The organism is Burkholderia sp. AU33423 (genome assembly GCF_002223135.1).
Lineage (GTDB): Bacteria > Pseudomonadota > Gammaproteobacteria > Burkholderiales > Burkholderiaceae > Burkholderia > Burkholderia lata_D.
This window is the reverse complement of the sequence record NZ_NKFH01000004.1, coordinates 148087-172889: the sequence shown is the minus strand read 5'-3', so window position 1 is coordinate 172889 and position 24803 is coordinate 148087. Positions and strand designations below refer to the sequence as shown.

Annotated in this window: 27 protein-coding genes; 15 read left to right on the top strand and 12 right to left on the bottom strand. The window is 67.7% G+C overall.

The window, feature by feature from the left end; genetic code table 11:
- Window positions 1–83: 83 nt before the first annotated feature.
- Genes CFB50_RS03435 through CFB50_RS03425 form a run of 3 tightly spaced genes read right to left on the bottom strand, consistent with a single transcriptional unit; the run spans window position 84 to window position 3015 of the window.
- The gene (locus tag CFB50_RS03435; RefSeq protein WP_069247156.1) at window positions 84–1535 is read right to left on the bottom strand and encodes an NAD(P)(+) transhydrogenase (Re/Si-specific) subunit beta; all 1452 of its coding nucleotides are present in this window, start codon (window positions 1533–1535) and stop codon (window positions 84–86) included.
- On the bottom strand, window positions 1532–1858 hold the full coding sequence (locus CFB50_RS03430; protein WP_069247155.1) for an NAD(P) transhydrogenase subunit alpha: 327 nt from the start codon (window positions 1856–1858) through the stop codon (window positions 1532–1534). The genes CFB50_RS03435 and CFB50_RS03430 overlap by 4 nt, the downstream gene beginning before the upstream one ends.
- A gap of 17 nt (window positions 1859–1875) precedes the next feature.
- The gene (locus tag CFB50_RS03425; protein WP_069249217.1) at window positions 1876–3015 is read right to left on the bottom strand and encodes a Re/Si-specific NAD(P)(+) transhydrogenase subunit alpha; all 1140 of its coding nucleotides are present in this window, start codon (window positions 3013–3015) and stop codon (window positions 1876–1878) included.
- A 274-nt stretch (window positions 3016–3289) separates the two neighbouring features.
- Here CFB50_RS03425 and CFB50_RS03420 point away from each other — a divergent pair, with 274 nt between their 5' ends.
- The gene (locus CFB50_RS03420; protein WP_069247154.1) at window positions 3290–3799 is read left to right on the top strand and encodes an NUDIX hydrolase; all 510 of its coding nucleotides are present in this window, start codon (window positions 3290–3292) and stop codon (window positions 3797–3799) included.
- Window positions 3796–4944 (top strand): tRNA 2-thiouridine(34) synthase MnmA, encoded by a 1149-nt coding sequence (gene mnmA, locus CFB50_RS03415; RefSeq protein WP_069247153.1) that lies wholly within the window; start codon window positions 3796–3798, stop codon window positions 4942–4944. Before CFB50_RS03420 ends, mnmA begins: the two co-directional genes overlap by 4 nt.
- A gap of 48 nt (window positions 4945–4992) precedes the next feature.
- Here the strand turns inward: mnmA and CFB50_RS03410 are convergent, their stop codons facing one another.
- Window positions 4993–5367, bottom strand: coding sequence for a winged helix-turn-helix transcriptional regulator (locus CFB50_RS03410; protein ID WP_069247152.1), 375 nt, complete (start codon window positions 5365–5367; stop codon window positions 4993–4995).
- A gap of 74 nt (window positions 5368–5441) precedes the next feature.
- Between CFB50_RS03410 and CFB50_RS03405 the strand changes: the two genes are divergently transcribed.
- Window positions 5442–6212 (top strand): NAD(P)H-dependent oxidoreductase, encoded by a 771-nt coding sequence (locus CFB50_RS03405; protein ID WP_069247151.1) that lies wholly within the window; start codon window positions 5442–5444, stop codon window positions 6210–6212.
- A 190-nt stretch (window positions 6213–6402) separates the two neighbouring features.
- Window positions 6403–8022, top strand: a complete 1620-nt coding sequence (locus CFB50_RS03400; protein WP_069247150.1) for an FMN-binding glutamate synthase family protein — start codon at window positions 6403–6405, stop codon at window positions 8020–8022.
- A gap of 112 nt (window positions 8023–8134) precedes the next feature.
- Here CFB50_RS03400 and CFB50_RS03395 read toward each other — a convergent pair whose 3' ends face one another.
- Entirely contained in the window at window positions 8135–8749 is a 615-nt protein-coding gene (locus CFB50_RS03395) for a glutathione S-transferase family protein (RefSeq protein ID WP_069247149.1), read from the bottom strand.
- 184 nt (window positions 8750–8933) lie between these two features.
- Between CFB50_RS03395 and CFB50_RS03390 the strand changes: the two genes are divergently transcribed.
- The 10 genes from CFB50_RS03390 (at window position 8934) to CFB50_RS03345 (ending at window position 19494) form a co-directional block, all read left to right on the top strand.
- Entirely contained in the window at window positions 8934–10319 is a 1386-nt protein-coding gene (locus tag CFB50_RS03390) for an aminopeptidase P N-terminal domain-containing protein (protein ID WP_089444954.1), read from the top strand.
- Between the two features lie 40 nt (window positions 10320–10359).
- Complete coding sequence (locus CFB50_RS03385) at window positions 10360–11547, top strand: UbiH/UbiF/VisC/COQ6 family ubiquinone biosynthesis hydroxylase (RefSeq protein WP_069247147.1); 1188 nt, start codon at window positions 10360–10362, stop codon at window positions 11545–11547.
- A gap of 124 nt (window positions 11548–11671) precedes the next feature.
- The gene (gene dusB / locus CFB50_RS03380) at window positions 11672–12739 is read left to right on the top strand and encodes a tRNA dihydrouridine synthase DusB (protein WP_006497523.1); all 1068 of its coding nucleotides are present in this window, start codon (window positions 11672–11674) and stop codon (window positions 12737–12739) included.
- Complete coding sequence (locus CFB50_RS03375) at window positions 12736–12969, top strand: Fis family transcriptional regulator (protein ID WP_006476892.1); 234 nt, start codon at window positions 12736–12738, stop codon at window positions 12967–12969. The genes dusB and CFB50_RS03375 overlap by 4 nt, the downstream gene beginning before the upstream one ends.
- Window positions 12970–13013: 44 nt before the next feature.
- Window positions 13014–14579 (top strand): bifunctional phosphoribosylaminoimidazolecarboxamide formyltransferase/IMP cyclohydrolase, encoded by a 1566-nt coding sequence (gene purH, locus CFB50_RS03370; RefSeq protein ID WP_069247146.1) that lies wholly within the window; start codon window positions 13014–13016, stop codon window positions 14577–14579.
- A 151-nt stretch (window positions 14580–14730) separates the two neighbouring features.
- Window positions 14731–15273 carry a crossover junction endodeoxyribonuclease RuvC gene (gene ruvC / locus CFB50_RS03365; protein WP_069247145.1) on the top strand — a complete coding sequence of 181 codons (543 nt, stop codon included), beginning with the start codon at window positions 14731–14733 and terminating at the stop codon, window positions 15271–15273.
- Between the two features lie 192 nt (window positions 15274–15465).
- Window positions 15466–16047, top strand: coding sequence for a Holliday junction branch migration protein RuvA (gene ruvA, locus CFB50_RS03360; RefSeq protein WP_089444953.1), 582 nt, complete (start codon window positions 15466–15468; stop codon window positions 16045–16047).
- Window positions 16048–16166: 119 nt separating this feature from the next.
- On the top strand, window positions 16167–17237 hold the full coding sequence (gene ruvB / locus CFB50_RS03355) for a Holliday junction branch migration DNA helicase RuvB (protein ID WP_069247143.1): 1071 nt from the start codon (window positions 16167–16169) through the stop codon (window positions 17235–17237).
- A gap of 24 nt (window positions 17238–17261) precedes the next feature.
- A complete protein-coding gene (locus tag CFB50_RS03350) occupies window positions 17262–18215 on the top strand; it encodes an oxygenase MpaB family protein (RefSeq protein WP_089444952.1) in 954 nt (317 codons plus the stop codon).
- Between the two features lie 151 nt (window positions 18216–18366).
- Window positions 18367–19494, top strand: a complete 1128-nt coding sequence (locus CFB50_RS03345) for a ParB/Srx family N-terminal domain-containing protein (RefSeq protein ID WP_089446022.1) — start codon at window positions 18367–18369, stop codon at window positions 19492–19494.
- 60 nt (window positions 19495–19554) lie between these two features.
- On the opposite strand, the gene CFB50_RS03340 is transcribed toward CFB50_RS03345, so the two are convergent.
- From CFB50_RS03340 to tyrS, 3 genes are read right to left on the bottom strand one after another with little or no spacing between them, the layout of a single operon-like run.
- Window positions 19555–20217 (bottom strand): histidine phosphatase family protein, encoded by a 663-nt coding sequence (locus CFB50_RS03340; RefSeq protein ID WP_089444951.1) that lies wholly within the window; start codon window positions 20215–20217, stop codon window positions 19555–19557.
- A 23-nt stretch (window positions 20218–20240) separates the two neighbouring features.
- Entirely contained in the window at window positions 20241–20699 is a 459-nt protein-coding gene (gene dtd, locus CFB50_RS03335; protein WP_021163703.1) for a D-aminoacyl-tRNA deacylase, read from the bottom strand.
- Entirely contained in the window at window positions 20696–21937 is a 1242-nt protein-coding gene (gene tyrS / locus CFB50_RS03330; protein ID WP_069247140.1) for a tyrosine--tRNA ligase, read from the bottom strand. The genes dtd and tyrS overlap by 4 nt, the downstream gene beginning before the upstream one ends.
- Window positions 21938–22079: 142 nt before the next feature.
- On the opposite strand from tyrS, the gene CFB50_RS03325 reads away from it, so the two are divergent.
- The gene (locus CFB50_RS03325; protein ID WP_069247139.1) at window positions 22080–23228 is read left to right on the top strand and encodes an anhydro-N-acetylmuramic acid kinase; all 1149 of its coding nucleotides are present in this window, start codon (window positions 22080–22082) and stop codon (window positions 23226–23228) included.
- Between the two features lie 113 nt (window positions 23229–23341).
- On the opposite strand, the gene erpA is transcribed toward CFB50_RS03325, so the two are convergent.
- The 4 genes from erpA to rplM are packed head-to-tail and all read right to left on the bottom strand — an operon-like array spanning window position 23342 to window position 24764.
- Window positions 23342–23713: an iron-sulfur cluster insertion protein ErpA gene (erpA, locus tag CFB50_RS03320; protein ID WP_011350956.1), complete on the bottom strand. Its 372-nt coding sequence runs from the start codon at window positions 23711–23713 to the stop codon at window positions 23342–23344.
- A 20-nt stretch (window positions 23714–23733) separates the two neighbouring features.
- A complete protein-coding gene (locus CFB50_RS39395) occupies window positions 23734–23922 on the bottom strand; it encodes a hypothetical protein (RefSeq protein WP_166893546.1) in 189 nt (62 codons plus the stop codon).
- Between the two features lie 9 nt (window positions 23923–23931).
- Window positions 23932–24324 carry a 30S ribosomal protein S9 gene (rpsI, locus tag CFB50_RS03315; RefSeq protein ID WP_011883283.1) on the bottom strand — a complete coding sequence of 131 codons (393 nt, stop codon included), beginning with the start codon at window positions 24322–24324 and terminating at the stop codon, window positions 23932–23934.
- An 11-nt stretch (window positions 24325–24335) separates the two neighbouring features.
- Window positions 24336–24764 carry a 50S ribosomal protein L13 gene (gene rplM, locus CFB50_RS03310; RefSeq protein ID WP_009687896.1) on the bottom strand — a complete coding sequence of 143 codons (429 nt, stop codon included), beginning with the start codon at window positions 24762–24764 and terminating at the stop codon, window positions 24336–24338.
- Window positions 24765–24803 lie beyond the last annotated feature (39 nt).

Below are 24803 nucleotides of genomic sequence, written 5' to 3'. Positions count from 1 at the left end.
GCCCGACTGACTTGCGCCAGTCGGGCCTGCCCGGTCACGCTGCCCATGAATCGAAGCAGGCAGCCGCGTCACCCGCGCGTGCGTCATTCGACCGACTTCACCATGTCCTCGATGACCTTCTTCGCATCGCCGAACACCATCATCGTCTTGTCCATGTAGAACAGGTCGTTGTCGAGCCCCGCGTAGCCGGCCGCCATCGAGCGCTTGTTGACGATCACCGTGCGCGCCTTGTACGCCTCGATGATCGGCATCCCCGCGATCGGCGACGCCGGATCGTTCTTCGCGGCCGGGTTCACGACGTCGTTCGCGCCGAGCACCAGCACGACGTCGACCTGACCGAATTCGCCGTTGATGTCCTCCATCTCGTGCACGATCTCGTACGGCACTTCCGCTTCCGCGAGCAGCACGTTCATGTGCCCGGGCATGCGCCCCGCGACCGGATGGATCGCGTACTTCACGTCGATGCCCTTGTCGACCAGCTTGTCGGTCAACTCCTTCAGCGCGTGCTGCGCACGGGCCACGGCCAGCCCGTAGCCCGGCACGATCACGACCGTCTCCGCGTTGCCGAGCATGAACGACGCGTCTTCGGCCGAGCCCGACTTCACCGGCCGCTGCTCCTTCGAACCTGCCGCGCCACCCACCGCCTCGCCGCCGAAGCCACCGAGGATCACGTTGAAGAACGAGCGGTTCATCGCGTGGCACATGATGTACGACAGGATCGCGCCCGACGAGCCGACGAGCGACCCGGCGATGATCAGCATCGCGTTGTTCAGCGAGAAGCCGATGCCGGCCGCGGCCCACCCCGAGTACGAGTTCAGCATCGACACGACCACCGGCATGTCCGCGCCGCCGATCGGGATGATGATCAGCACGCCGAGCGCGAACGCGATCGCCGTCATGATGATGAACGGCAGCCACGACTGCGTGATGAAGAACAGGATGCCGAAGCCGAGCATCGCGAGCGCGAACATCAGGTTGAGCAGGTGCTGGCCCGCATACACGACCGGCGCGCCCTGGAACAGCCGGAACTTGTATTTGCCCGACAGCTTGCCGAACGCGATCACCGAACCGGAGAACGTGATCGCGCCGACGACCGTGCCGATGAACAGCTCGACGCGGTTGCCGTACGGGATGAAGTTCGACGACACCGCATCCTGCGGCACGAGCCCGAACGCTTCCGGCTCCGACACCACCGCATACGCGATGCACACGGCCGCGAGACCGATCAGCGAGTGCATCGCCGCGACGAGCTCCGGCATCTTCGTCATCTCGACGCGCGCGGCGACGAACGCCCCCACGCCGCCGCCGACGATCAGCGCGCCGAGCACCAGCGCGATGCCGAGCGGCAGGTTCGCACCGAGCCACTCGGCCTGCTTGACGATCAGCGCGACCGTCGTGAGGATCGCGATGGCCATCCCGGCCATCCCGAACAGGTTGCCGCGCCGCGCGCTCTTCGGGTTCGACAGGCCCTTCAACGCCTGGATGAAGCACACCGATGCGACGAGATACAGCAGCGTGACGACGTTCATGCTCATCGCGCGCCCTCCTTGCCGCCGTCGGCCTGTTTCGGCGCCTTCTTGCGGAACATCTCGAGCATTCGCCTCGTCACGAGGAAGCCGCCGAACACGTTGACGGCCGCGAGCGCGACCGCGAGCGTGCCGAAGATCTTGCCGGTCGTACCGACGGTGAGCGCCGCCGCCAGCATCGCGCCGACGATGACGATCGCCGAGATCGCGTTGGTCACGGCCATCAGCGGTGTATGCAGCGCCGGCGTGACGTTCCATACCACGTGGTAGCCGACGTACACGGCCAGCACGAAGATGATCACGTTGATCACCGTGTGATTGATGACTTCCATGGTCGCCTTCTCCCCGGTTACTTGCGCGCGACTTCGCCGTCGCGGCACAGGAGCGTCGCGGCGACGATGTCGTCGGTCAGGTCGATGTGCAGCGTGCCGTCCTTCGTGACGATCAGCTTCATGAAGTCGAGCAGGTTGCGCGCATACAGCGCCGACGCGTCCGCCGCGACCATCGACGCGAGATTCGTGTAGCCCGCGATCGTCACGCCGTCGTGCACGATCACCTGGTCGGCGACCGTCAGCGGACAGTTGCCGCTCTTGCGGCCGTCGAATTCCGGACCGCGGCCGGCCGCGAGATCGACGAGCACCGAGCCCGGCTTCATCGACTGCACGGTTTCAACGGAGATCAAGGTCGGCGCCGGGCGCCCGGGAATCAGCGCGGTGGTGATCACGATGTCGGCCTGCTTCGCCCGCTCATGCACCAGCGCGGCCTGGCGGCCGAGCCACGACGGCGGCATCGGGCGCGCATAGCCGCCCACGCCCTGCGCCGCGTCGCGCTCTTCGTCGGTTTCGTACGGGACGTCGAGGAATTTCGCGCCGAGCGACTCGATCTGCTCCTTCACGGCCGGCCGCACATCGGACGCCTCGATCACCGCGCCGAGGCGCTTCGCGGTCGCGATCGCCTGCAGGCCCGCGACGCCCGCGCCGAGAATCAGCACGCGCGCGGCCTTCACGGTGCCCGCGGCCGTCATCAGCATCGGAAAGAAGCGCGGATACAGCGCGGCGGCCACCAGCACGGCCTTGTAGCCCGCGATGTTCGCCTGCGATGACAGCACGTCGAGGCTCTGCGCGCGCGTCGTGCGCGGCGCGGCTTCGAGCGCGAAGGCCGTCACGCCGGCCGCGGCGAGCTTCGCCGCCTGCTCGCCGTCGAACGGCTCGAGCATGCCGACCAGCACCGAGCCGCGCTTGAGCAACGGCAGTTCGGCGTCGGTGGGCGCCTGGACCTTCAGCACGATGTCGACATCGAAAGCGGCCGGCTGGCCGGTCAGTTCGGCACCCGCGGCCACATAGGCGTCGTCGGGATAACTCGCGGCGATGCCGGCCCCTTTCGCGATGCTGACCCGATGCCCGGCCGCCGCGTATTTCTTCACGGTTTCCGGCGTCGCAGCCACACGCGCCTCGTTCGCCCGCGTTTCGGCAGGTACGCCAATATGCATCGTCGGTCCCTCCGTCATCGTCAGTGTTTCGTTTCCTGCGTTTTCTACTGCGCAACGAGCCGGCAGGCTGACTACCGGCTCACGAGCGACGACACTCACCTTCCACTTTAGGCGAAAGCGAGGGCCGTACCAGCAGCTCCGCACGGTCGTGCCTGATGGCGCGCCAGCCCGGCCGGCTTCGCCGCGCACCGGCAGGACAGACGAATGACGAGGGTCAGATTCGTTTAGCGTGGCGACCGGCAGCGTTCGGGCGCAACCGGTAAAATGCCGAACCATGAAACCCGAAATCTGGACCCCGCATGTGACGGTCGCCGCGCTCGTCGAGCACGCCGGCCGCTTTCTCATGATCGAGGAAGAAACCTCGTCGGGCCTGCGCATCAACCAGCCGGCAGGCCACCTCGAAGCCGGCGAAACGCTGGCCGACGCCGTGATCCGCGAAACGCTCGAGGAAACCGCGCACCCGTTCACGCCCGACGCGCTCGTCGGCGTCTATCTCGCGCATTACGACCGCCCCGGCAACGCCGGCGCGACCTACCTGCGCTTCACGTTCTGCGGCACGGCCAGCGAGCCGATCGCGGGCCACGCGCTCGACGACGGCATCGTCCGCACGCTGTGGATGACCGCCGACGAGCTGCGCGCGTGCGGCGAGCGCCATCGCTCGCCGGCGGTGATGCGCTGCGTCGACGATTACCTCGCCGGGCGGCGCATTCCGCTCGATTTCGTGCACACGCATTCGGTCGCGCCGCGCCCCGAAGCATTCGAACGTCAGGCGGTCAACAAATGAGCAAGCGCCGTGTAGTGGTGGGCATGTCGGGCGGCGTCGATTCGTCGGTGACCGCGTGGCTGCTGAAGGAACAGGGTTACGACGTGGTCGGCCTGTTCATGAAGAACTGGGAAGACGACGACGACGGCGAATACTGCTCGACGCGCCAGGACTGGATCGACGTCGTGTCGGTGGCCGACCTGATCGGCATCGACGTGGAAGCCGTCAACTTCGCGGCCGAATACAAGGACCGCGTGTTCGCCGAGTTCCTGCGCGAATACTCGGCCGGCCGCACGCCGAATCCCGACGTGCTGTGCAACGCCGAGATCAAGTTCAAGGCGTTCCTCGATCACGCGATGTCGCTCGACGCGGAAATGATCGCGACCGGCCACTATGCGCGTGTGCGCGAGCGTGACGGGCGTTTCGAACTGTTGAAGGCCTTCGATCATACGAAAGACCAGTCGTACTTCCTGCACCGGCTGAACCAGGCGCAACTGTCGAAGACGATGTTCCCGCTCGGCGAGATCCCGAAGACGAAGGTACGCGAGATCGCCGCGCAGATCGGGCTGCCGAACGCGAAGAAGAAGGATTCGACCGGCATCTGCTTCATCGGCGAACGGCCGTTCCGCGATTTCCTGAACCGCTATCTGCCGACCAAACCCGGCCCGATGAAAACGCCGGACGGCAAGGTCGTCGGCGAGCACATCGGCCTCGCGTTCTACACGTTCGGCCAGCGCAAGGGTATCGGCCTCGGCGGCAGCAAGACCGGCAACGGCGATCCGTGGTTCGTCGCCGCGAAGGACATCGCGTCGAACACGCTGTACGTCGTGCAGGGCCACGATCATCCGTGGCTGCTGGCGCGCGAGCTGGTCGCGGGCAACGTGAGCTGGGTCGCCGGCGAACCGCCGGCCGAAGGTTTCGCGTGCGGTGCGAAGACGCGCTACCGGCAGGCCGATGCGGCGTGCGCATTCGGTGCCGCCACGCCCGGCCCCGCAGGCGAAGCACGCTTCTCGCTCGCGTTCGACGACGCGCAGTGGGCCGTCACGCCCGGCCAGTCGGCCGTGCTGTACGACGGCGAGATCTGCCTCGGCGGCGGGATCATCGAATCCGCGCTGTCCGGCAACACGCAGGCGAACGACGCGCCCGCCCTCGCGCTCGCCCGCTGACGCGGCGGCGCCGCGCAAGCGGCAGCCGGCCGGAAGCGGCCGCGCCACTCACCGCATGTTCCGCACCGACGCGTCGTAGCGCTCGCGCGCCGCGTCCAGCTCGGGAAAATGGCGCTCGGCCCAGCGGTCGAGCGCCACGAGCGTCTCCACGAGCGACCCCGCCACCGCCGTCAACCGGTACTCGACGTGTGCGCGCCGCACAGCCACCGCGATGCGTTCGATCAGCCCGTTGCGCTCCAGCTCGCGCAGCGTCTGCGTCAACACCTTCTGGGAAATCCCGCCGATACGCCGCAGCAGTTCGCCGTTACGCAGCGGCCGCTCGGCCAGCGCGGGCAAGATCAGCAGCGACCACTTGCCGGCGACCAGCGCCAGCGCGTCGCGCGCCGAGCAGTCCGCCGCATAGACGTCGCCGGGAAATGCCATGGTTACCTCCGGGTGCGTGATTGCGCGGCCCCATCGCCGCCGGCCATCATCGTCGCACACTCCCGGAGCCCGCCATGCATGCGCTGATCGTCGTCGCCCATCCCGAACCGCAGTCGTTCAACGCCACCCTCGCCGGCGCGGCCGCCGATGCCTGGCGCACCGGCGGCCATACCGCGACGGTCGCGAACCTGTACGCAGACGCGTTCGACCCGTGCGAAGCGCCGCACCATTACGCAGACCGGCTCGACACCGCCCGCTTCGACACGCAGCGCGAGCAGCGCCATCACTGGGAACGCGGCACGCTCCCGCCCGAGATCGCGCATCAGGTCGACCAGCTGACGCAGGCCGACGCGCTGATCCTGCAGTTCCCGCTGTGGTGGTTCGGCGCGCCCGCGATCCTGAAGGGCTGGATGGATCGCGTGTTCGTCTACGGCGGCCTCTACAGCAGCCGGCAGCGCCACGATCGCGGCGTACTGCACGGGCGGCGCGCGCTGCTGAGCGTCACGACCGGCTCGTCGGCCGCCGCCTGCGCGCCCGACGGCCGCGAAGGCGACACCCGCCTGCTGCTGTGGCCAATCATGTACGCGCTGCGCTACGTCGGCTTCGACGTGCTCGAACCTCACCTGATCCACGACGTCCGCGGCGGCCTCGCGGGCGCCGCCGCTCGGCGGCAGGACACGCGCCTCGCGCACAGTCTCGCCGGCTACCGCGCGCGGCTGCGCGACTGGCAAGCATGGCCGCGGGTGCCGTTCAACCGCGACGAAGACTTCGACGACGACGCCCGGCTGAAGCCCGGCAGCCCGGCGTACAGCCCGTTCATCCGCCCGACCGGCGCGGGTGGCTAGGCCCCGACTCGGCAACGCGAGCTTCGCGACACCCGTAGTAGACTCTCGACCATCGTGGGCGCCGGCAGCGGCGGGTACGGCACGGGCAGCATGCCCGCCGGGCCCGCGCGATGCCTCGGGCGCCGACCTGCCGGCCGCCGCGCGATCCTGGCGACGTGACGGCCATCCAGACAATGACGATGGAGTCCCCATGTTTTCCCGACGCTATATCGCGATGTGGTGCGCGGTCCTGCTGTTCGTGGCCGTCGCGGCGCTCGCCGCGCGGCACACGATCGCCTGGCTGTGGCTGCTGATCCCGGCCGCCCTCGTCGCGCTCGGCCTGTACGACCTGAAACAGGACCGCCACGCGATCCTGCGCAACTACCCGCTCTGGGGCCACTTCCGCTTCCTGTTCGAATTCATCCGACCTGAAATCCGCCAGTATTTCGTCGAGGACGACACCGACGAAAAGCCGTTCTCGCGTGCGCAGCGCAGCCTCGTCTACCAGCGCGCGAAGAACGTCGCCGACAACCGCCCGTACGGCACCGAGCTGAACGTGAAGGCCGTCGCGCACGAATGGATCAGCCACTCGCTCGCGCCGACGAAGCTGCCGAACCACGATTTCCGCATCCGCGTCGGCGCGAACCGCGCGCAACCGTATGACATTTCGATCTTCAACATCTCGGCGATGAGCTTCGGCTCGCTGTCCGCGAACGCGATCCGCTCGCTGAACCTCGGCGCGAAGAAAGGCGGTTTCGCGCACGACACCGGCGAAGGCTCGCTGTCGAAGTACCACCGCGAAAACGGCGGCGACATCATCTGGGAAATCGCGTCCGGCTACTTCGGCTGCCGCAACGACGACGGTACCTTCAACCCCGACAAGTTCGCGAAGCAGGCCGCCGATCCGCAGGTCAAGATGATCGAGGTGAAGCTGTCGCAGGGCGCGAAGCCCGGCCACGGCGGCGTGCTGCCGGCCGCGAAGATCACGCCGGAAATCGCCGAGACGCGCGGCGTGCCGATGGGCAAGGACTGCATCTCGCCCGCGACGCACTCGGAGTTCTCGACGCCGCGCGGGCTGCTCGAATTCGTCGAACGGCTGCGCACGCTGTCGGGCGGCAAGCCGACCGGCTTCAAGCTGTGCATCGGCCATCCGTGGGAATTCTTCGGGATTGCGAAGGCGATGCTCGAGACCGGCATCGTGCCGGACTTCATCGTCGTCGACGGCGCGGAAGGCGGCACGGGCGCGGCGCCGCTCGAATTCACCGATCACGTCGGCGTGCCGCTGCAGGAAGGGCTGCTGCTCGTGCACAACACGCTCGTCGGGATCGGCGTGCGCGATCGCGTGAAGCTCGGCGCGAGCGGCAAGATCATCACCGCGTTCGACATCGCGCGTACGCTCGCGATCGGCGCGGACTGGGTGAACTCGGCGCGCGGCTTCATGTTCGCGGTCGGCTGTATCCAGGCGCAGCACTGCCACACCGATCGCTGCCCGACCGGCGTCGCGACGCAAGACCCGGTGCGCCAGCGCGCGCTCGTCGTGCCCGACAAGGCCGAGCGCGTGTACAACTTCCACCGCAATACGCTGCATGCGTTGCAGGAACTCGTGCAGGCGGCCGGCCTCGCGCACCCGTCCGAGCTGCGCGCGCATCACATCGTGCAGCGGGTCGCGCCGCACGAAGTGCGGCTGATGTCGCAGTTGCTGAAGTACCTGAAACCCGGTGCGCTGCTCGACGGCCAGACCTGCGGCTTCTCGCTGTACGACAAGTGGTGGCCGATTGCGCGCAGCGATTCGTTCACGCTCGGCGAGGCCGTGTACGCATCGATCGAATGACGCGGGCGACCGCCCCCGCCGCGGGGCGGCCCGGCAAAAAGAAAAGCGCCCCGCGGGGCGCTTTTCTTTCGTCTGCCGAATGCGTGAAACGCGTGAATGCGTCGCGTGCGGCTCAGGTCTGCGGCAGCGTGTCGGCGAACGACGGCCGCTGCAGCAGCTTCGCGAAGTGCTTGTCGAGGTTCGGATGGCGATCGCGCCAGTTGAGCTCGGGCATCCGGAAGTCGAGATAGCCGAGCGCGCAGCCGAGTGCGATGTCGGCGAGCGTGTAATGATTACCGACGCACCACGTCTTGCCGCCGAGGCCCTGCGACATCGCGACGAGGCCGTCGTCGATCTTGCGTTGCTGGCGCGCGATCCAGCTCGCGCTGCGCTGCGCCTCGTCGCGCATCGTATGTTCGACGCGAATCGTCACCGCCGCGTCGATCACGCCGTCGCCCAGCGCTTCCCAGCATCGCACCTCGAGGCGCTCGCGGCCCGACGGCGGAATCAGCTTGCCGACCGGCGACAGCGTATCGGCGTATTCGCAGATCACGCGGGAATCGAACACCGCGGCACCATCCTCCATCACGAGACACGGGACCTTGCCGAGCGGATTCGATGCATGAATATCCGTCTCCGGCGCCCACACGTTCTCGAGCTCCAGCTTGTAGTCGATCTTCTTTTCAGCCAGCACGATCCGCGCCTTGCGGACGTACGGGCTGCTGAGCGAACCGATTAATTTCATCATCTGCCTTTTTAAGGGAACCGCCGAGAGTATACGTTGTCGCCGATCATAACCGGCCAGCGCCGCGCGACAGAAAATCGCCCGGACGGCCTGTGGATGGTTTGCAACAACCGCCGCGCGGGCCTTCCAGGGCGGCTTCCCGCCCCCTCTCTCACGCACGGCGTCCCGCGGCGCTACAATCGCACGAATGAACGCGCCCCTCGATACCGCCATCGCCGTCGACGTCTACCGCCAGCGCCGTGAACGCGTGCTTGCCGCACTGCGTGCCGCCGGCGGCGGCGTCGCCATCGTCCCCACCGCGCCCGAAGTGCCGCGCAACCGCGATACGGACTATCCGTACCGGTTCGACAGCTACTTCCACTACCTGACGGGCTTCAGCGAGCCGGATGCCGTGCTCGTGCTGAACGCGGCCGCGCCGCACGGCGCGCCGGAGTCGATCCTGTTCTGCCGCGCCAAGAATGCCGACCGCGAAATCTGGGAAGGCTTCCATTACGGGCCGGAAGCCGCGCGCGATGCGTTCGGCTTCGACGCGGCATTCGCGGTCGACGTGATCGATACCGAGATGCCGCGCCTGCTCGCCGACGCGGGCACCGTGCACTACCGGTTCGGCGCATCGGCCGACTTCGACCGCCAGCTCGCGGGCTGGGTCGACGCGGTGCGCGCGCTGGCGCGCACGGGTGTCGCCGCGCCGGATGCGATGCTCGACCTCACGCCGCTGCTCGACGACATGCGGCTCGTGAAGGACGAGCACGAACTCGCGATCATGATGCGCGCCGCGCACATCTCCGCCCTTGCGCACCGCCGCGCGATGCAGGCGTGCCGCCCCGGCATCCGCGAATACGAACTCGAGGCCGAGCTGCTGTATGTATTCCGCAAGCACGGCGCGCAGTCGCCCGCGTACGGCTCGATCGTCGCGGCCGGCGCGAACGCGTGCGTGCTGCACTACCCGGCCGGCAACGCGGCCGCACAAGATGGCGACCTGATCCTCATCGACGCCGCGTGCGAACTCGACGGCTACGCGTCGGACATCACGCGCACGTTCCCGGCCAACGGGCGCTTCTCGCCCGCGCAACGCACGCTGTACGACATCGTGCTCGCCGCGCAGCAGGCCGCGATCGACGCGACGCGCGCCGGCGTGCCGTTCGAGGCGCCGCACGACGCCGCCGTGCGCGTACTCGCGCAGGGGCTGCTCGACACCGGCATCATCCCGAAAACGCGCTTCTCGAACGTCGACGACGTGATCGCCGAGCGCGCCTACGCGCGTTTCTACATGCATCGCACCGGCCACTGGATCGGCATGGACGTGCACGATTGCGGCGACTACCGCGAGCGGCTCGCCGAGCGTGACGGCAACGGCGCGCTGCCATGGCGCACGCTGAAAGCCGGCATGACGCTGACGATCGAGCCCGGCCTGTACGTGCGCGCCGCCGACGACGTGCCGCCCGAGTACTGGAACATCGGCATCCGCATCGAGGACGACGCGATCGTACGCGAGCACGGCTGCGAGCTGATCACGCGCGGCGTGCCCGTCGCGGCGGACGAGATCGAAGCACTGATGCGCGCGGGCGCATGACCGGCTGCCGCCGACCGTTACCTCCGTTTCACGAATCAAGATGACGACCGCCTCCTCCCCGGCCACGCCGGACTACGATCTCGCCATCGTCGGCGCGGGCCCTGTCGGGCTCGCGCTCGCCGGCTGGCTCGCGCGCCGCAGCGCCACGCAGCACGCATCGATCGCACTGATCGATGCACGCGAACCGGCCGCGAGCGTGAACGATCCGCGCGCGATCGCCGTGTCGCACGGCAGCCGCGTGCTGCTCGATACGCTCGCGTGGCCCGCCGACGCGACGCCGATCGAACATATCCACGTGTCGCAGCGCGGCCATTTCGGCCGCACGCTGATCGACCGCGACGAGCATGACGTCGCCGCGCTCGGCTATGTCGTGCGTTACGGCTCGCTCATGCAAGCGCTCGCGGGCGCCGTGCGCGGCACGCGCGTCGACTGGCTCACGTCGACCACCGCGCGCACGCCGCAGCAGGACGCCGACGGCGTCACGCTGACGCTCGACGGCCCGCAGGGCGAGCGCACGCTGCGCGCACGCGTCGTCATCAATGCCGAAGGCGGGCTGTTCCACGAACAGCAGGCCGACGCCGGCAAACATCGCCGCGACTACGGACAGACCGCGATCGTCGGCACGGTCACGGTATCGGCGCCGCGCCCGAACGTCGCATGGGAACGCTTCACGCACGAAGGCCCGCTCGCGCTGCTGCCGCTCGGCGGGCCGCGCCAGGCCGAGTACGCGCTCGTCTGGTGCTGCACGCCCGACGAAGCGGCGCGCCGCGCCGCGCTGCCCGACGATGCGTTCCTGCGCGAGCTCGGCAGCGCATTTGGCGAACGCATGGGCGACTTCGTCGCGATCGCGGGGCGCGCATCGTTCCCGCTCGGCCTGACCGCCGCGCAAACGCTCGTCAACGGCCGCGTCGCGATCGTCGGCAATGCCGCGCAAACCCTGCACCCCGTCGCGGGCCAGGGGCTCAACCTCGGGCTGCGCGATGCGCATACGCTCGTCGATACGCTGTCCGCGCAAGGCTTCGAAGCGATCGCGCTCGCCACCTTCAACGCGCGCCGCGCACTCGACCGGCGCTTCACGATCGGCGCGACCGACACGCTGGCGCGCCTGTTCACGATCGACTCGGGCCCGCTCCCGCTGCTGCGCGGCGCCGCGCTCACCGCGCTGGAGTTCGTGCCGCCGCTCAAGAAGGTGATCGCGCGCCAGATGATGTTCGGCCAGCGCAACTGACGCGCGGCGCGCACAGTCGCGCCGCTCAAACCGGGTCAAATCGGCGGGGCATGGGAATACGGTAAAATGCGCGTTTCCGTCCGCCCTTTCCCTCCCCGCGCCCGCCGCGGGCGGTGCCATTGCGATGCCCGTTATCGGTCCTCACGTATTGCGTAACAACCTGTTCGTCGCGCCGATGGCCGGCGTGACGGATCGTCCGTTCCGCCAGCTCTGCAAGCGGCTGGGAGCCGGTTACGCCGTGTCCGAGATGGTCGCGTCCAACGCCCAGCTGTGGAAAAGCGCGAAGACGATGCGGCGCGCGAACCACGAAGGCGAGGTGGAACCGATTGCGGTCCAGATCGCCGGCGCCGATCCGGCGATGATGGCCGAAGCGGCCCGCTACAACGTCGACAACGGCGCGCAGATCATCGACATCAACATGGGCTGCCCGGCGAAGAAGGTCTGCAACGTCGCGGCCGGCTCCGCGCTGCTGCAGAACGAGCCGCTCGTGCAGCGCATCGTCGAGGCCGTCGTCGCGGCGGTCGGCACGGGGCCCGATGCGGTGCCCGTCACGCTGAAGATCCGCACCGGCTGGGATCGCGAGCACAAGAACGCGATCACGGTCGCGCGCCTGGCCGAAGCCGCCGGCATCTCGATGCTCACCGTGCACGGCCGCACGCGCGCCGACCTGTACCGCGGCGACGCCGAATACGACACCATCGCCGCCGTGAAGGCGGCCGTGCGGATTCCGGTGGTCGCGAACGGCGACATCACGTCGCCCGCGAAGGCGAAGGCCGTGCTCGACGCCACCGGCGCCGACGCGCTGATGATCGGTCGTGCCGCGCAAGGTCGGCCGTGGCTGTTCCGCGAAATCGATCATTTCCTGCAAACCGGCGAGCTGCTGCCCCCGCCGCGGATCGACGAGATCCAGCACGTGATGAACGAACACCTGGAAGACCACTACGCTTTCTATGGTGAATTCACGGGAGTCCGTACTGCGCGCAAGCACATCGGCTGGTACACTCGCGGCCTTTCCGGTGCCAACGGGTTCCGGCACAGGATGAACACGCTCGATTCCACCCGCGAGCAGCTCGCCGCCGTCAATGCATTCTTCGAGGCGCAAAAGGCGCTGTCGGACCACCTCGTCTACGTCGATGACGAAGAGGAAAACGGCCAGGGCGAGTCGGACGACCATAACCAGTTAGCAGCATGAGCAAGCACAACATCGAACAATGTGTCCGCGAGAGCCTGGACGTGTATTTCCGGGATCTAGACGGCTCCAATCCGCACGACGTCTATGAAATGGTGATGTCCTGCGTCGAAAAGCCGATGCTCGAGGTCGTGCTCGTACAGGCAGGCGGCAACCAGTCGCTCGCCGCGGAGTACCTCGGCATCAATCGCAATACGCTGCGCAAGAAGCTGCAGCAGCACGGCCTGCTGTAGGCGGCCGTCCCGTCCCCGTTTCCCTGGCTATTGGTGGTTCCATCATGATCAAGCAAGCGCTCATTTCCGTTTCCGACAAGACCGGCATCGTCGACTTCGCGAAGTCGCTGTCCGACCTCGGCGTCAAGCTGCTGTCGACGGGCGGCACCGCGAAACTGCTCGCCGACGCGGGCCTGCCCGTGACCGAAGTGGCTGATTACACGGGCTTCCCGGAAATGCTCGATGGGCGCGTGAAGACGCTCCACCCGAAGGTGCACGGCGGCATCCTCGCCCGCCGCGACCTGCCCGAGCACATGCAGGCGCTGGAGCAGCACGGCATCCCGACGATCGACCTGCTCGTCGTGAACCTGTACCCGTTCGTCGCGACGATCGCGAAGGACGACTGCACGCTCGCCGACGCGATCGAGAACATCGACATCGGCGGCCCGACGATGCTGCGCTCGGCCGCGAAGAACCACCGCGACGTGACGGTCGTCGTCGATCCGGCCGACTACGCGGTCGTGCTCGATGAAATGAAGGCGAACGGCAATGCGGTCGGCTACGCGACCAACTTCCGCCTCGCGACCAAGGTGTTCGCGCACACCGCGCAATACGACGGCGCGATCACGAACTACCTGACGAGCCTGACCGACGAGCTGAAGCACGCATCGCGCAGCGCGTACCCGGCCACGCTGAACCTGGCGTTCGACAAGGTGCAGGACCTACGCTACGGCGAGAACCCACACCAGAGCGCCGCGTTCTACCGCGACCTCGCGACGCCGGCCGGCGCGCTGGCGAATTACCGCCAGCTGCAGGGCAAGGAACTGTCGTACAACAACATCGCCGATTCCGACGCCGCGTGGGAATGCGTGAAGACGTTCGACGCACCGGCCTGCGTGATCATCAAGCATGCGAACCCGTGCGGCGTCGCGGTCGGCAACGATTCGGCCGACGCTTACGCGAAGGCGTTCCAGACCGACCCGACGTCGGCATTCGGCGGCATCATCGCGTTCAATCGCGAAGTCGACGAAGCGGCCGCCCAGGCTGTCGCGAAGCAGTTCGTCGAAGTGCTGATCGCACCGTCGTTCTCCGACGCCGCGAAGCAGGTGTTCGCCGCGAAGCAGAACGTGCGCCTGCTTGAAATCGCGCTCGGCGAAGGTCACAACGCATTCGACCTGAAGCGCGTGGGCGGCGGCCTGCTCGTGCAGTCGCTCGATTCGCGCAACGTGCAACCGAGCGAGCTGCGCGTCGTCACGAAACGCCAGCCGACCGCGAAGGAAATGGACGACCTGCTGTTCGCGTGGCGCGTCGCGAAGTACGTGAAGTCGAACGCGATCGTGTTCTGCGGCAACGGCATGACGCTCGGCGTCGGCGCCGGCCAGATGAGCCGCGTCGACTCGGCGCGCATCGCGAGCATCAAGGCGCAGAACGCCGGCCTCACGCTGGCCGGTTCGGCCGTGGCATCGGATGCGTTCTTCCCGTTCCGCGACGGCCTCGACGTCGTCGTGGCAGCCGGCGCGACCTGCGTGATCCAGCCGGGCGGCTCGATGCGCGACGACGAAGTGATCGCGGCGGCCGACGAGCACGGCATCGCGATGGTCCTGACGGGCGTACGCCACTTCCGTCACTGATCGCATGCGGCCCGCGCGGCCGCTGCACGACAACCCGGCGGCATCGCACCCGCCGGGTTTTTTATTGCACGGCGCCTTCGCGCACGACCGGGCGACCGGCTTGCCGCACCAATCGTTGTAGTATCGCTGCATCACGCCACTCTCCTCACTCATGCGAATTCTCGGCATCGACCCCGGCCTGCGCGTCACCGGCTTCGGCATCATCGACGTCAGCGGCCATCGGCTCGCGTATGTTGCGAGCGGCGTGATCCGCACGCCGACCGCCGACCTGGCCACCCGGCTCGGCACGATCTTCCAGGGCGTCTCGACCATCGTGCGCGAGCACGCACCCGACCAGGCCGCGATCGAAAAGGTGTTCGTCAACGTGAACCCGCAATCGACGCTGCTGCTCGGCCAGGCGCGCGGCGCCGCGATCTGCGGCCTCGTCGCCGGCGGCCTGCCCGTCGCCGAATACACGGCGCTGCAACTCAAGCAGGCGGTAGTCGGCTACGGCCGCGCGACCAAGACGCAGATGCAGGAAATGGTCACGCGGTTGCTCAGCCTCTCCGGACAACCAGGCTCCGACGCGGCCGACGCGCTCGGCATGGCGATCTGCCACGCGCACGGCGGCAATACGCTCAGCACGCTCGGCGGCCTCGCGCCGGCGCTCGCGAAGAAAGGGCTGCGCGTGCGGCGCGGGCGGCTGGTCGGCTGACACCGGCGCGCATCGCGGCCCGGCACGTCGGCTCGACTGCGTTGGCCACCTTGGCTGCGCTGACCACCTTGATCGCTTTACCCGCGCCCGACGCGCCCGCGACACGCGCCGCTCCGGCCTGATGGCCGATCCCGTCGGCATCGCGCCGCACGTGCGCTACACTCGCGCTTTCTTCCTCGCATCAAGCCATCCATGATCGGTCGCATCGCCGGCATCCTGCTCGAAAAGAACCCGCCCCACCTGCTCGTCGACTGCAACGGCGTCGGCTACGAAATCGACGTGCCGATGAGTACCTTCTACAACCTGCCGCAAACGGGCGAGCGCGTCGTGCTGCTCACGCAGCAGATCGTCCGCGAGGACGCGAACCTGCTGTACGGCTTCCTGACGCCGCAGGAGCGCACGACCTTCCGCGAGCTGCTGAAGATCACCGGCATCGGCGCGCGCATGGCGCTCGCCGTGCTGTCCGGCATGAGCGTGCAGGAACTCGCGCAGGCCGTGACGATGCAGGACGCCGCGCGCCTCACGCGCCTGCCCGGCATCGGCAAGAAAACGGCCGAACGCCTGCTGCTCGAACTGAAGGGCAAGCTCGGCGCCGATCTCGGTGCACTCGCCGGCGCCGCATCGCAGTCCGACCACGCGACCGACATCCTCAACGCGCTGCTCGCGCTCGGCTATTCCGAAAAGGAAGGCCTCGCCGCGATCAAGAACGTGCCGGCCGGCACCGGCGTATCCGAAGGCATCAAGCTCGCGTTGAAGGCGCTGTCGAAGGTGTAACGCCCGCCTGACGCGCCGCCAACCGGTGCGTTGAAGCCAGTGTCGCGCAGCCGCGCGACGCTCGCCAGTCGGCCGTTCGGCCAGGTGGGCGGGACTGCGGCGCGCGGTACAATGGCCGCATGATTGAAACCGACAAACTCGCCACCGAGCAGCGGATCATCGCCGCCACGCCCACCTCGTCGCACGAGGAGGTGTTCGAACGTGCGCTGCGGCCGCGCCAGCTCGACGACTACGTCGGCCAGGAAAAGGTGCGCGGCCAGCTCGAGATCTTCATCGAAGCCGCCAAGCGCCGCTCCGAGCCGCTCGACCACGTGCTGCTGTTCGGGCCGCCGGGCCTCGGCAAGACGACGCTCGCGCACATCATCGCGCGGGAGATGGGCGTGAACCTGCGCCAGACGTCGGGCCCCGTACTCGAGCGCGCGGGCGATCTCGCCGCGCTGCTGACGAACCTTGAAGCGAACGACGTGCTGTTCATCGACGAGATCCACCGGCTGTCGCCGGTCGTCGAGGAAATCCTGTATCCGGCACTCGAGGATTACCAGATCGACATCATGATCGGCGAAGGCCCGGCCGCGCGCAGCGTGAAGCTCGACCTGCAGCCGTTCACGCTGGTCGGCGCCACCACCCGCGCCGGGATGCTGACCAACCCGCTGCGCGATCGTTTCGGGATCGTCGCACGCCTCGAGTTCTACGATGCCGATCAACTGTCGCGCATCGTGCGGCGCTCGGCATCGCTGCTGAACGCGCAGATCGATCCGAACGGCGCGCTCGAAATCGCGAAGCGCTCGCGCGGCACGCCGCGGATCGCGAACCGGCTGCTGCGCCGCGTGCGCGACTTCGCGGAAGTGAAGGCCGACGGCCAGATCACCGCGGCCGTCGCCGATGCCGCACTCGCGATGCTCGACGTCGATCCGGTCGGCTTCGACCTGATGGACCGCAAGCTGCTCGAGGCGATCCTGTACAAGTTCGACGGCGGCCCGGTCGGTATCGACAACCTCGCGGCGGCGATCGGCGAAGAGCGCGACACGATCGAGGACGTACTCGAGCCGTACCTGATCCAGCAGGGCTTCCTGCAGCGCACGCCGCGCGGGCGCGTCGCGACGCTGCTCACGTATCGCCACTTCGGGCTTTCCGTGCCCGACACCGGCCGCACCGAACGCGGCGAGTGGGATACCCCCGACGGGAAGTAACCCGCCGCCCGAGCCGCACCCGCCATGACGACGCCGCCCAGCTCCCGCCCCGCCGCACCCGCACCGGGCCCGCGCTGGGCCGAGCCGATCCGCAAGCGGCTCGTGGCCGGCGTCACGCACCTGACAGTGGGCGGTGGCGGCCCGTCGCTCGACCTCTCTTCGCCGCCGGGAGACCCCGGGCTGTTCGGTCCCGAGGCCGTCTGCTGGCGCGTGCATGCCGACTTCACGTCGATGATGACGGGCGGCATCGCCGCGCTGCTGCTGCAGGCGCTCCACCCGCTCGCGCTCGCGGGCGTCTGGGATCACTCGTCGTTCCGCACCGACATCCTCGGCCGCTTGCGACGCACCGCCACGTTCATCACCGGTACGACGTTCGGCAGTCGCGCGGACGCCCTCGCGCTGATCGAGCGCGTGAAATCGATCCACGCGCACATATCGGGCACCGCGCCGGACGGCCGCCCGTACCGCGCCGACGATCCGGCATTGCTGACCTGGGTGCACGTCGCTGAAGTATCGAGTTTCCTCGCCGCGCACCTGCGCTATGTGAATCCCGCGCTGCCGGGCGAGTTGCAGGACCGCTACTACGCCGAAACGGCATTGATCGCCGAGCTGCTCGGCGCACACGAGGTGCCCCGTTCGCGTGCCGAGGTGGCCGCCTATCTCGCGCGCATGCAGCCCGAGCTCGAGGCCGGGCCGCGCACGTTCGACGTGATGTCCATCCTGCTGAACGTGCCGGTCGCCAAGCCCGTGCTGCGGCCGGCCGCGTCGCTGGTGATGCATGCGGGCATCGACCTGCTGCCGCCGTGGGCGCAGCGCATGCTCGGCGTGTCGGCGTTCGCGCCGCTGCGCCGCGCGGTGGTCCGGCCCGGCATCCGGGTCGTCGCACCCGTGCTGCGCTGGGCGCTCGTGAACGGCGCGTCAAAGCGTGCACGCCGCCGCGCCGCCGCGACACCGCCCGACGGCACCCCGCCTGCCTGACGATTCGCTTCCTCTTATCATTTCAATTGACTGTCAAATACCTGTGTCAAGCTGACGGGCTTGCACCCGCGCACGGTCGCACGTGCCGTCCGTCCCGCTTGCCGTGACCCGCGCGGTGTCCCGCCCACCCGACCGACACCCGATGCCCGCGATGCCACGCCTGCCGATCCGTTTCGCCCTTGCCGCCAGCCTGTCCACCGTCTTCGCCCTCGCCGCCTGCGGAGGCGACGATGTCGCCGCCGTCGCGCGTTCGGACGCGCAAACGCCTTCCGGCGGCACCCCGACCACGCCGGCTCCCACGCCGCCCGCCACCGTCACGCCGCAACCGGGCAAGTGGAAGGCCGCTCGCGCGGGCGACCTGATCGACGTGACGCTCGGCGACCTCCATCCGACGCAGGGCGCGATCGGTTACGACCAGATCTACTACAAGCTCGGCCGCTACGAACTGCAGCCCGACAAGAAATTCGACGACTTCTGCGCGGACGAAGGCCTCGGCGGCGTCGCGTCGAGCGGCTACACAGCGAAGTCGACGCTGCGCGAGCCCGCGAGCTACACGTGCACCACGACCGACGCGAACGCCCGCGACCGCTCGGTGCTGAACCCGGTCGTGATCGGCCCGAACGGCGACGCGCTGTACCTGACCGACGGCCACCACGGCCTGTCGACCTACTACGAGACGCCCGACGGCGGCCCGGCGCTGCACGTGCACGTCGTCGTCAAGGACAATCTCAGCGACTACTCGGGCGACGCGTTCTGGCAGCAGATGCAGAGCCGCGGCTATCTGCGCCTCAAGAATGGCGAAGGCAAGGCGATCACGACCGCGCAACTGCCGACCGGGCTCGGCCTGAAACTCGGGATGACGAACGACCGCTACCGCTCGCTCGTCTATTTCACGCGCGACATCGGCTACAGCAAGCCCGCACAAGCCACCGACTACCTCGAGTTCTACTGGGCCGACTGGCTGCGCGCGCAACCGGACACGTTCACGCTCGCCGGTTATGACCTGACGCGCGCCGGCACAACCGACCCGGATCCGGCGAAGGCCGACACCGGCTACCTGAACGCGGTCTGGAATGCGTCGACGCGCATGGTCGCGGCCACGGACCCGGTGATCGACGGCAAGACGGGCGCCGACCTCGGGCGCGCGGACACGATCAACGGCGGGAAGAAATACAACAAGGGGGAATTCGACAAGCTGCGCCAGCCGATCACGGCGGACAAGCCCGGCAAGATCGCGTACGCGCTCGACTACAAGGCGCGCCACGCGCTGCCGCAGTAAGCAGCCGGCACCACGCAGGAAGGAAGCCCTGACCGGCAATGCCGGACGGGGCCTGCGGGTTCAGAGCACCTTGCGGTACCCGTCGTCTTCGCTCGTGGCGTCCAGGTGCGACACGTCGGCCCACTGCACGACCTGCGCGCGGCCATCGACGTAATCGACGACGTTGATGCTCGTGTTGAGCAGCTGATAATTGCGCGGCGCCGACAGCTCGATGCCGTTCGCAAAACGATAGACACAGTCGAGCACGCCGCCATGCGCGACGCACGCGATCCGGCCACCCGGATGCTCGGCGACGATCGGTTCGAGCGCATGCAGCACGCGGTGGTAGAACTCGCGCTGCGACTCGCCGCCCTCCGGCGCGAAGCCGGGGTCGCGCGTCTGCCAGGCCGCGTACGCGTCGGGGAACAGCGTCTCGATCTCGGCGCTGTCGTGCCCCTGAAACTGCCCGTACGAGCGTTCGCGCAGCCCTTTCCGCAGCCGCGGCACAAGCCCGAGCGCGTCGGCGAACGGCTGCGCGGTCTGCTGCGCACGCATCAGGTCGCTCGAATAGATCGCGTCGAGCCGCGCACCGTCACGCGCGTCGCGTGCGAGCCGTATGGCCAGCTTTTTCGCCTGCTCGAGGCCCGTTTCGGCGAGCGGGATGTCGATATGACCCTGGATGCGCTTGATGCGATTCCAGGCCGTCTCGCCATGGCGGATGAAAAGAATCTGCGTGGTGGCCATCGCGGCGCGTCTCCGGGGAAGAATCAGGGCCGCACTTGCAGCCAGAATGTCACGGGGCCGTCGTTGACGAGCGACACCTGCATGTCGGCGCCGAACTCGCCCGTCTCGACGACCGGATGGCGCGCACGCGCGGCCGCCACGAAATAGTCGAACAGCCGCGCGCCTTCGTCGGGCGGCGCGGCCGGCGTGAAGCTCGGACGCAGCCCGCTGTTGGTATCGGCCGCCAGCGTGAACTGCGACACGAGCAGCAGGCCGCCCGCGCGGCCCTCACCGTCGATATTCGACACCGGCAGGTTCATCTTGCCGGCGGCGTCGCTGAACACGCGGTAGCCGAGCATCTTTGCGAGCAGCTTGTCGGCCGCTGCCTCGGTGTCGCCGCGCTCCGCGCAGACCAGCGCGAGCAGGCCCGCGCCGATCTCACCGGTCGTGCGGTCGCCGACGCGCACGTCGGCGCGCTTCACGCGCTGGATCAGCGCGATCATGCGGTCAGCGTGACGCGTGCGAAGCGGCGCTTGCCGACCTGCACGACGAACTCGCCGGCTTCGACCTTCAGGCCCTTGTCCGACACGGTCGCGCCATCGATCTTCACGCCGCCCTGCTCGATGTTGCGCAGTGCCTCGCTCGTCGACGGCACGAGACCGGCCTGCTTCAGCAGCTGGCCGATCGCGAGCGGCGCGCCTGCGAGCGTGACCGACGGGATGTCGTCCGGCACGCCGCCCTTCGCGCGGTGGTTGAAGTCCTCGAGCGCACGCTCGGCGTCGGCCTGCGAGTGGAAGCGCGCGACGATTTCCTGCGCGAGCAGCACCTTGAAGTCGCGCGGGTTGCGGCCGCCTTCGATCTCGCGCTTGAAGCCGGCGATCTCTTCCATCGGACGGAACGACAGCAGCTCGAAGTAACGCCACATCAGCGTGTCCGAGATGCTCATCAGCTTGCCGAACATGTCGTTCGGCTGCTCGCTGATGCCGACGTAGTTGCCCTTCGACTTCGACATCTTCTCGACGCCGTCGAGGCCTTCGAGCAGCGGCATCGTGAGAATGCACTGCTGCTCCTGGCCGTACTGCTTCTGCAGTTCGCGGCCGACCAGCAGGTTGAACTTCTGGTCGGTGCCGCCGAGCTCGAGGTCGGCGTTCAGCGCGACCGAGTCGTAGCCCTGCATCAGCGGGTACAGGAATTCGTGGATCGAGATCGGCACGCCGCCCTGGAAGCGCTTCGTGAAATCCTCGCGCTCGAGGATCCGCGCGACCGTGTAGCGCGACGCGAGCTTGATCATCCCGTCCGCGCCGAGCGGCATCGACCATTCGCTGTTGTAGCGGATTTCGGTCTTGTCGCGATCGAGCACGAGCGCGGCCTGCTCGAAGTAGGTCTTCGCGTTCGACTCGATCTGTTCGCGCGTGAGCGGCGGGCGCGTCGCGTTGCGGCCCGACGGATCGCCGATCAGCGACGTGAAATCGCCGATCAGGAAGATGACCGTGTGGCCGAGGTCCTGCAGCTGACGCATCTTGTTCAGCACGACCGTATGGCCGATGTGGATGTCAGGCGCGGTCGGGTCGAGGCCGAGCTTGATGCGAAGCGGCGTGCCCGTCGCCGCGCTGCGTGCGAGCTTCTGCGCGAACTCTTCCTCGACCAGCAGCTCGTCGACGCCGCGCTTCGTGACGGCGAGCGCATGCCGGACTTCGTCGGTGATCGGGAAAACAGGCTTGGAACTGGGTTCGGTGCTCATCGGTGCCAGGAAGAATGTCGCAAAAACAGGGATTTTCCCATAACTTGCGCGCCCATCGCTTAACGGCACGTCACGTTGCGCGGATAATCGGGCGCAAGGCGCGCGGCACCGGCCCGCGCCGCACGATCCAGGAGAACCCAACGTGCCGCAACGACAGCCGCAAAATGCCCATCCGGCCGACGGCATCTACTTCGGGCTGATGTCGGGAACCAGCATGGACGGCGTCGATGGCGTCGCCGTGCGTTTCGAGGGCGGCCGCGCGCCGGTCGTGCTCGCGGAAGCGTTCGTCGGCTTCGCGCAATCGCTGCGCGACGCGCTGTTCGCGCTGCAGCAGCCCGGCCACGATGAAATCGACCGCGAATCGCTCGCGGCGAACGCGCTGGTCGCGCGCTACGCGGTGTGTTGCCACGAATTGCAGCGCACGGCCGGGCTGTCGCGCGACGAGATCCGCGCGATCGGCGTGCACGGCCAGACCGTGCGCCATCGCCCCGAGCGCGGCTATACGCGGCAGATCAACAACCCGGCGCTGCTCGCCGAGCTGACCCAGCTCGATGTGATCGCCGATTTCCGCAGCCGCGACGTCGCCGCGGGCGGCCATGGCGCACCGCTCGCGCCGGCCTTCCATGCGACGGTGTTCGGCGCGCCGGGCGAAACGCGCGTCGTCTGCAATCTCGGCGGGATCAGCAACATCACGATCCTGCCCGGCGAAGGCGGCGACGTGCGCGGCTTCGACTGCGGCCCCGCGAACGCGCTGCTCGACGAATGGGCGACCCGCCATCTCGGCAAGCCATACGACGACGGCGGCAAGTTCGCCGCGCGCGGCACCGTCCACGCGCCGCTGCTCGACGCGCTGCTCGACGAGCCGTATTTCGCCGCACCGCCGCCGAAAAGCACTGGGCGCGACCTGTTCAATCCCGCATGGCTCGACGCAAAGCTCGCCGCGTTCGCGCAGGTCACGCCGGAGGACGTGCAGGCGACCCTTACCGCGCTCACCGCCGTGTCGGTCGCACGCGAGATCGCGCAGCACGCAGCGAGCTGCAAGGCCGTGTTCGTCTGCGGCGGCGGCGCACGCAATCCGGTGCTGCTCGACGCGCTGCGGAACGCCCTGCGCGAGGCCGGCGTGCCGGCCACGGTCGATACGACGGCCGCGCTCGGCGTGCCGCCGCAGCAGGTCGAGGCGCTCGCATTCGCGTGGCTCGCGTACCGCTTCACCGCGCGCCAGCCCGGCAATCTCGCGACGGTCACGGGCGCAGCCGGCAATCGGGTGCTGGGCGCGCTCTATCCGCGCTGACGCGGCGCCTGCCGCACGGCGGGGGCCGCATCACCATGGCGAACGGGCATAAAAAAACGGGGCATGACGCCCCGTTTTTCATTCCGGCGAACCGGATCGGATCTGCCGTGTGCTCAGACCGAGAACGACGAGCCGCACCCGCAGGTGGTGCTCGCGTTCGGGTTCTTGATCACGAACTGGGCGCCGTTGAGGTCGTCCTTGTAGTCGATCTCGGCGCCGACCAGGTACTGGTAGCTCATCGAGTCGATCAGGAGCTGGACGCCGTTCTTGTTCATCACGGTGTCGTCCTCGTTGACTTCCTCGTCGAACGTGAAGCCATACTGGAAGCCGGAGCAGCCGCCGCCCTGCACGAACACGCGCAGCTTCAGGTCGGGATTGCCCTCTTCGTCGATCAGTTGCTTGACCTTGTCGGCTGCGGCGTCGGTGAAGACGAACGGAACCGGCATTTCGGCCGTCGTTGCTGCGGATTCGGTAACAGCGTTCATTGCGAACTCTCCAAAAAGCTTTAGCCGCTATTGTAGGGCCGATCAGAAGATCGTGCTGAAGTCCATGAAATCAATAGGTTCTTGTCGATTTCATCAAACACGCCCGCGCGGGCCGCGGCAGCACGCGCCTGGAAGCGGACATAAAAAAACCGCCAGCGCGAACGCTGGCGGTTTTTCCGGCGGACGCCGCCCGGGAGCGGCGAGGCCATGAAGCGGAATTAACGCTTCGAGAACTGCTTTGCGCGACGTGCCTTGCGCAGACCAACCTTCTTACGCTCGACTTCACGTGCATCGCGCGTGACGAAGCCTGCGTTCGACAGCGACGGCTTCAGCGTCGCATCGTAGTCGATCAGTGCACGGGTGATGCCGTGGCGCACTGCACCTGCCTGACCCGTTTCGCCGCCGCCGTTGACGTTGACCTTGATGTCGAACGTCTGGCCGTGGTTCGTGAGTTCCAGCGGTTGACGCACGATCATCAGCGACGTTTCACGCGAGAAGTAGTCAGCGATGGGCTTGCCGTTGACGATGATGTCGCCCTTGCCAGCCTTGATGAAGACACGTGCGACTGCGCTCTTGCGGCGGCCCGTACCGTAGTTCCAGTTACCGATCATGTGGGCTCCCCTTAGATCTCGAGCGCCTTCGGCTGTTGCGCCGAATGCGGATGCGTAGCTTCAGCGTAGACCTTCAGCTTCTTGATCATCGCGTAGCCGAGCGGGCCCTTCGGCAGCATGCCCTTGACCGCTTTCTCGAGCGCGCGGCCCGGGAAGCGTTCTTGCATCTTGCCGAACGTCGTTTCATAGATACCGCCCGGGTAGCCCGAGTGACGGTAGTACTTCTTGTCCAGAGTCTTGTTGCCCGTGACCTTCAACTTGCTTGCGTTGATGATGATGATGAAATCACCAGTGTCGACGTGCGGGGTGAACTCAGGCTTGTGCTTGCCGCGCAGACGGCGTGCCACTTCGCTGGCAACACGGCCGAGAACCTTATCCGTCGCGTCAATCACGTACCATTCGCGCGTCACCTCATGGGCTTTTGCGGAAAACGTCTTCATGATCGATCCAAAAAAATTGCTTTGCCCGATGTGTTCTTC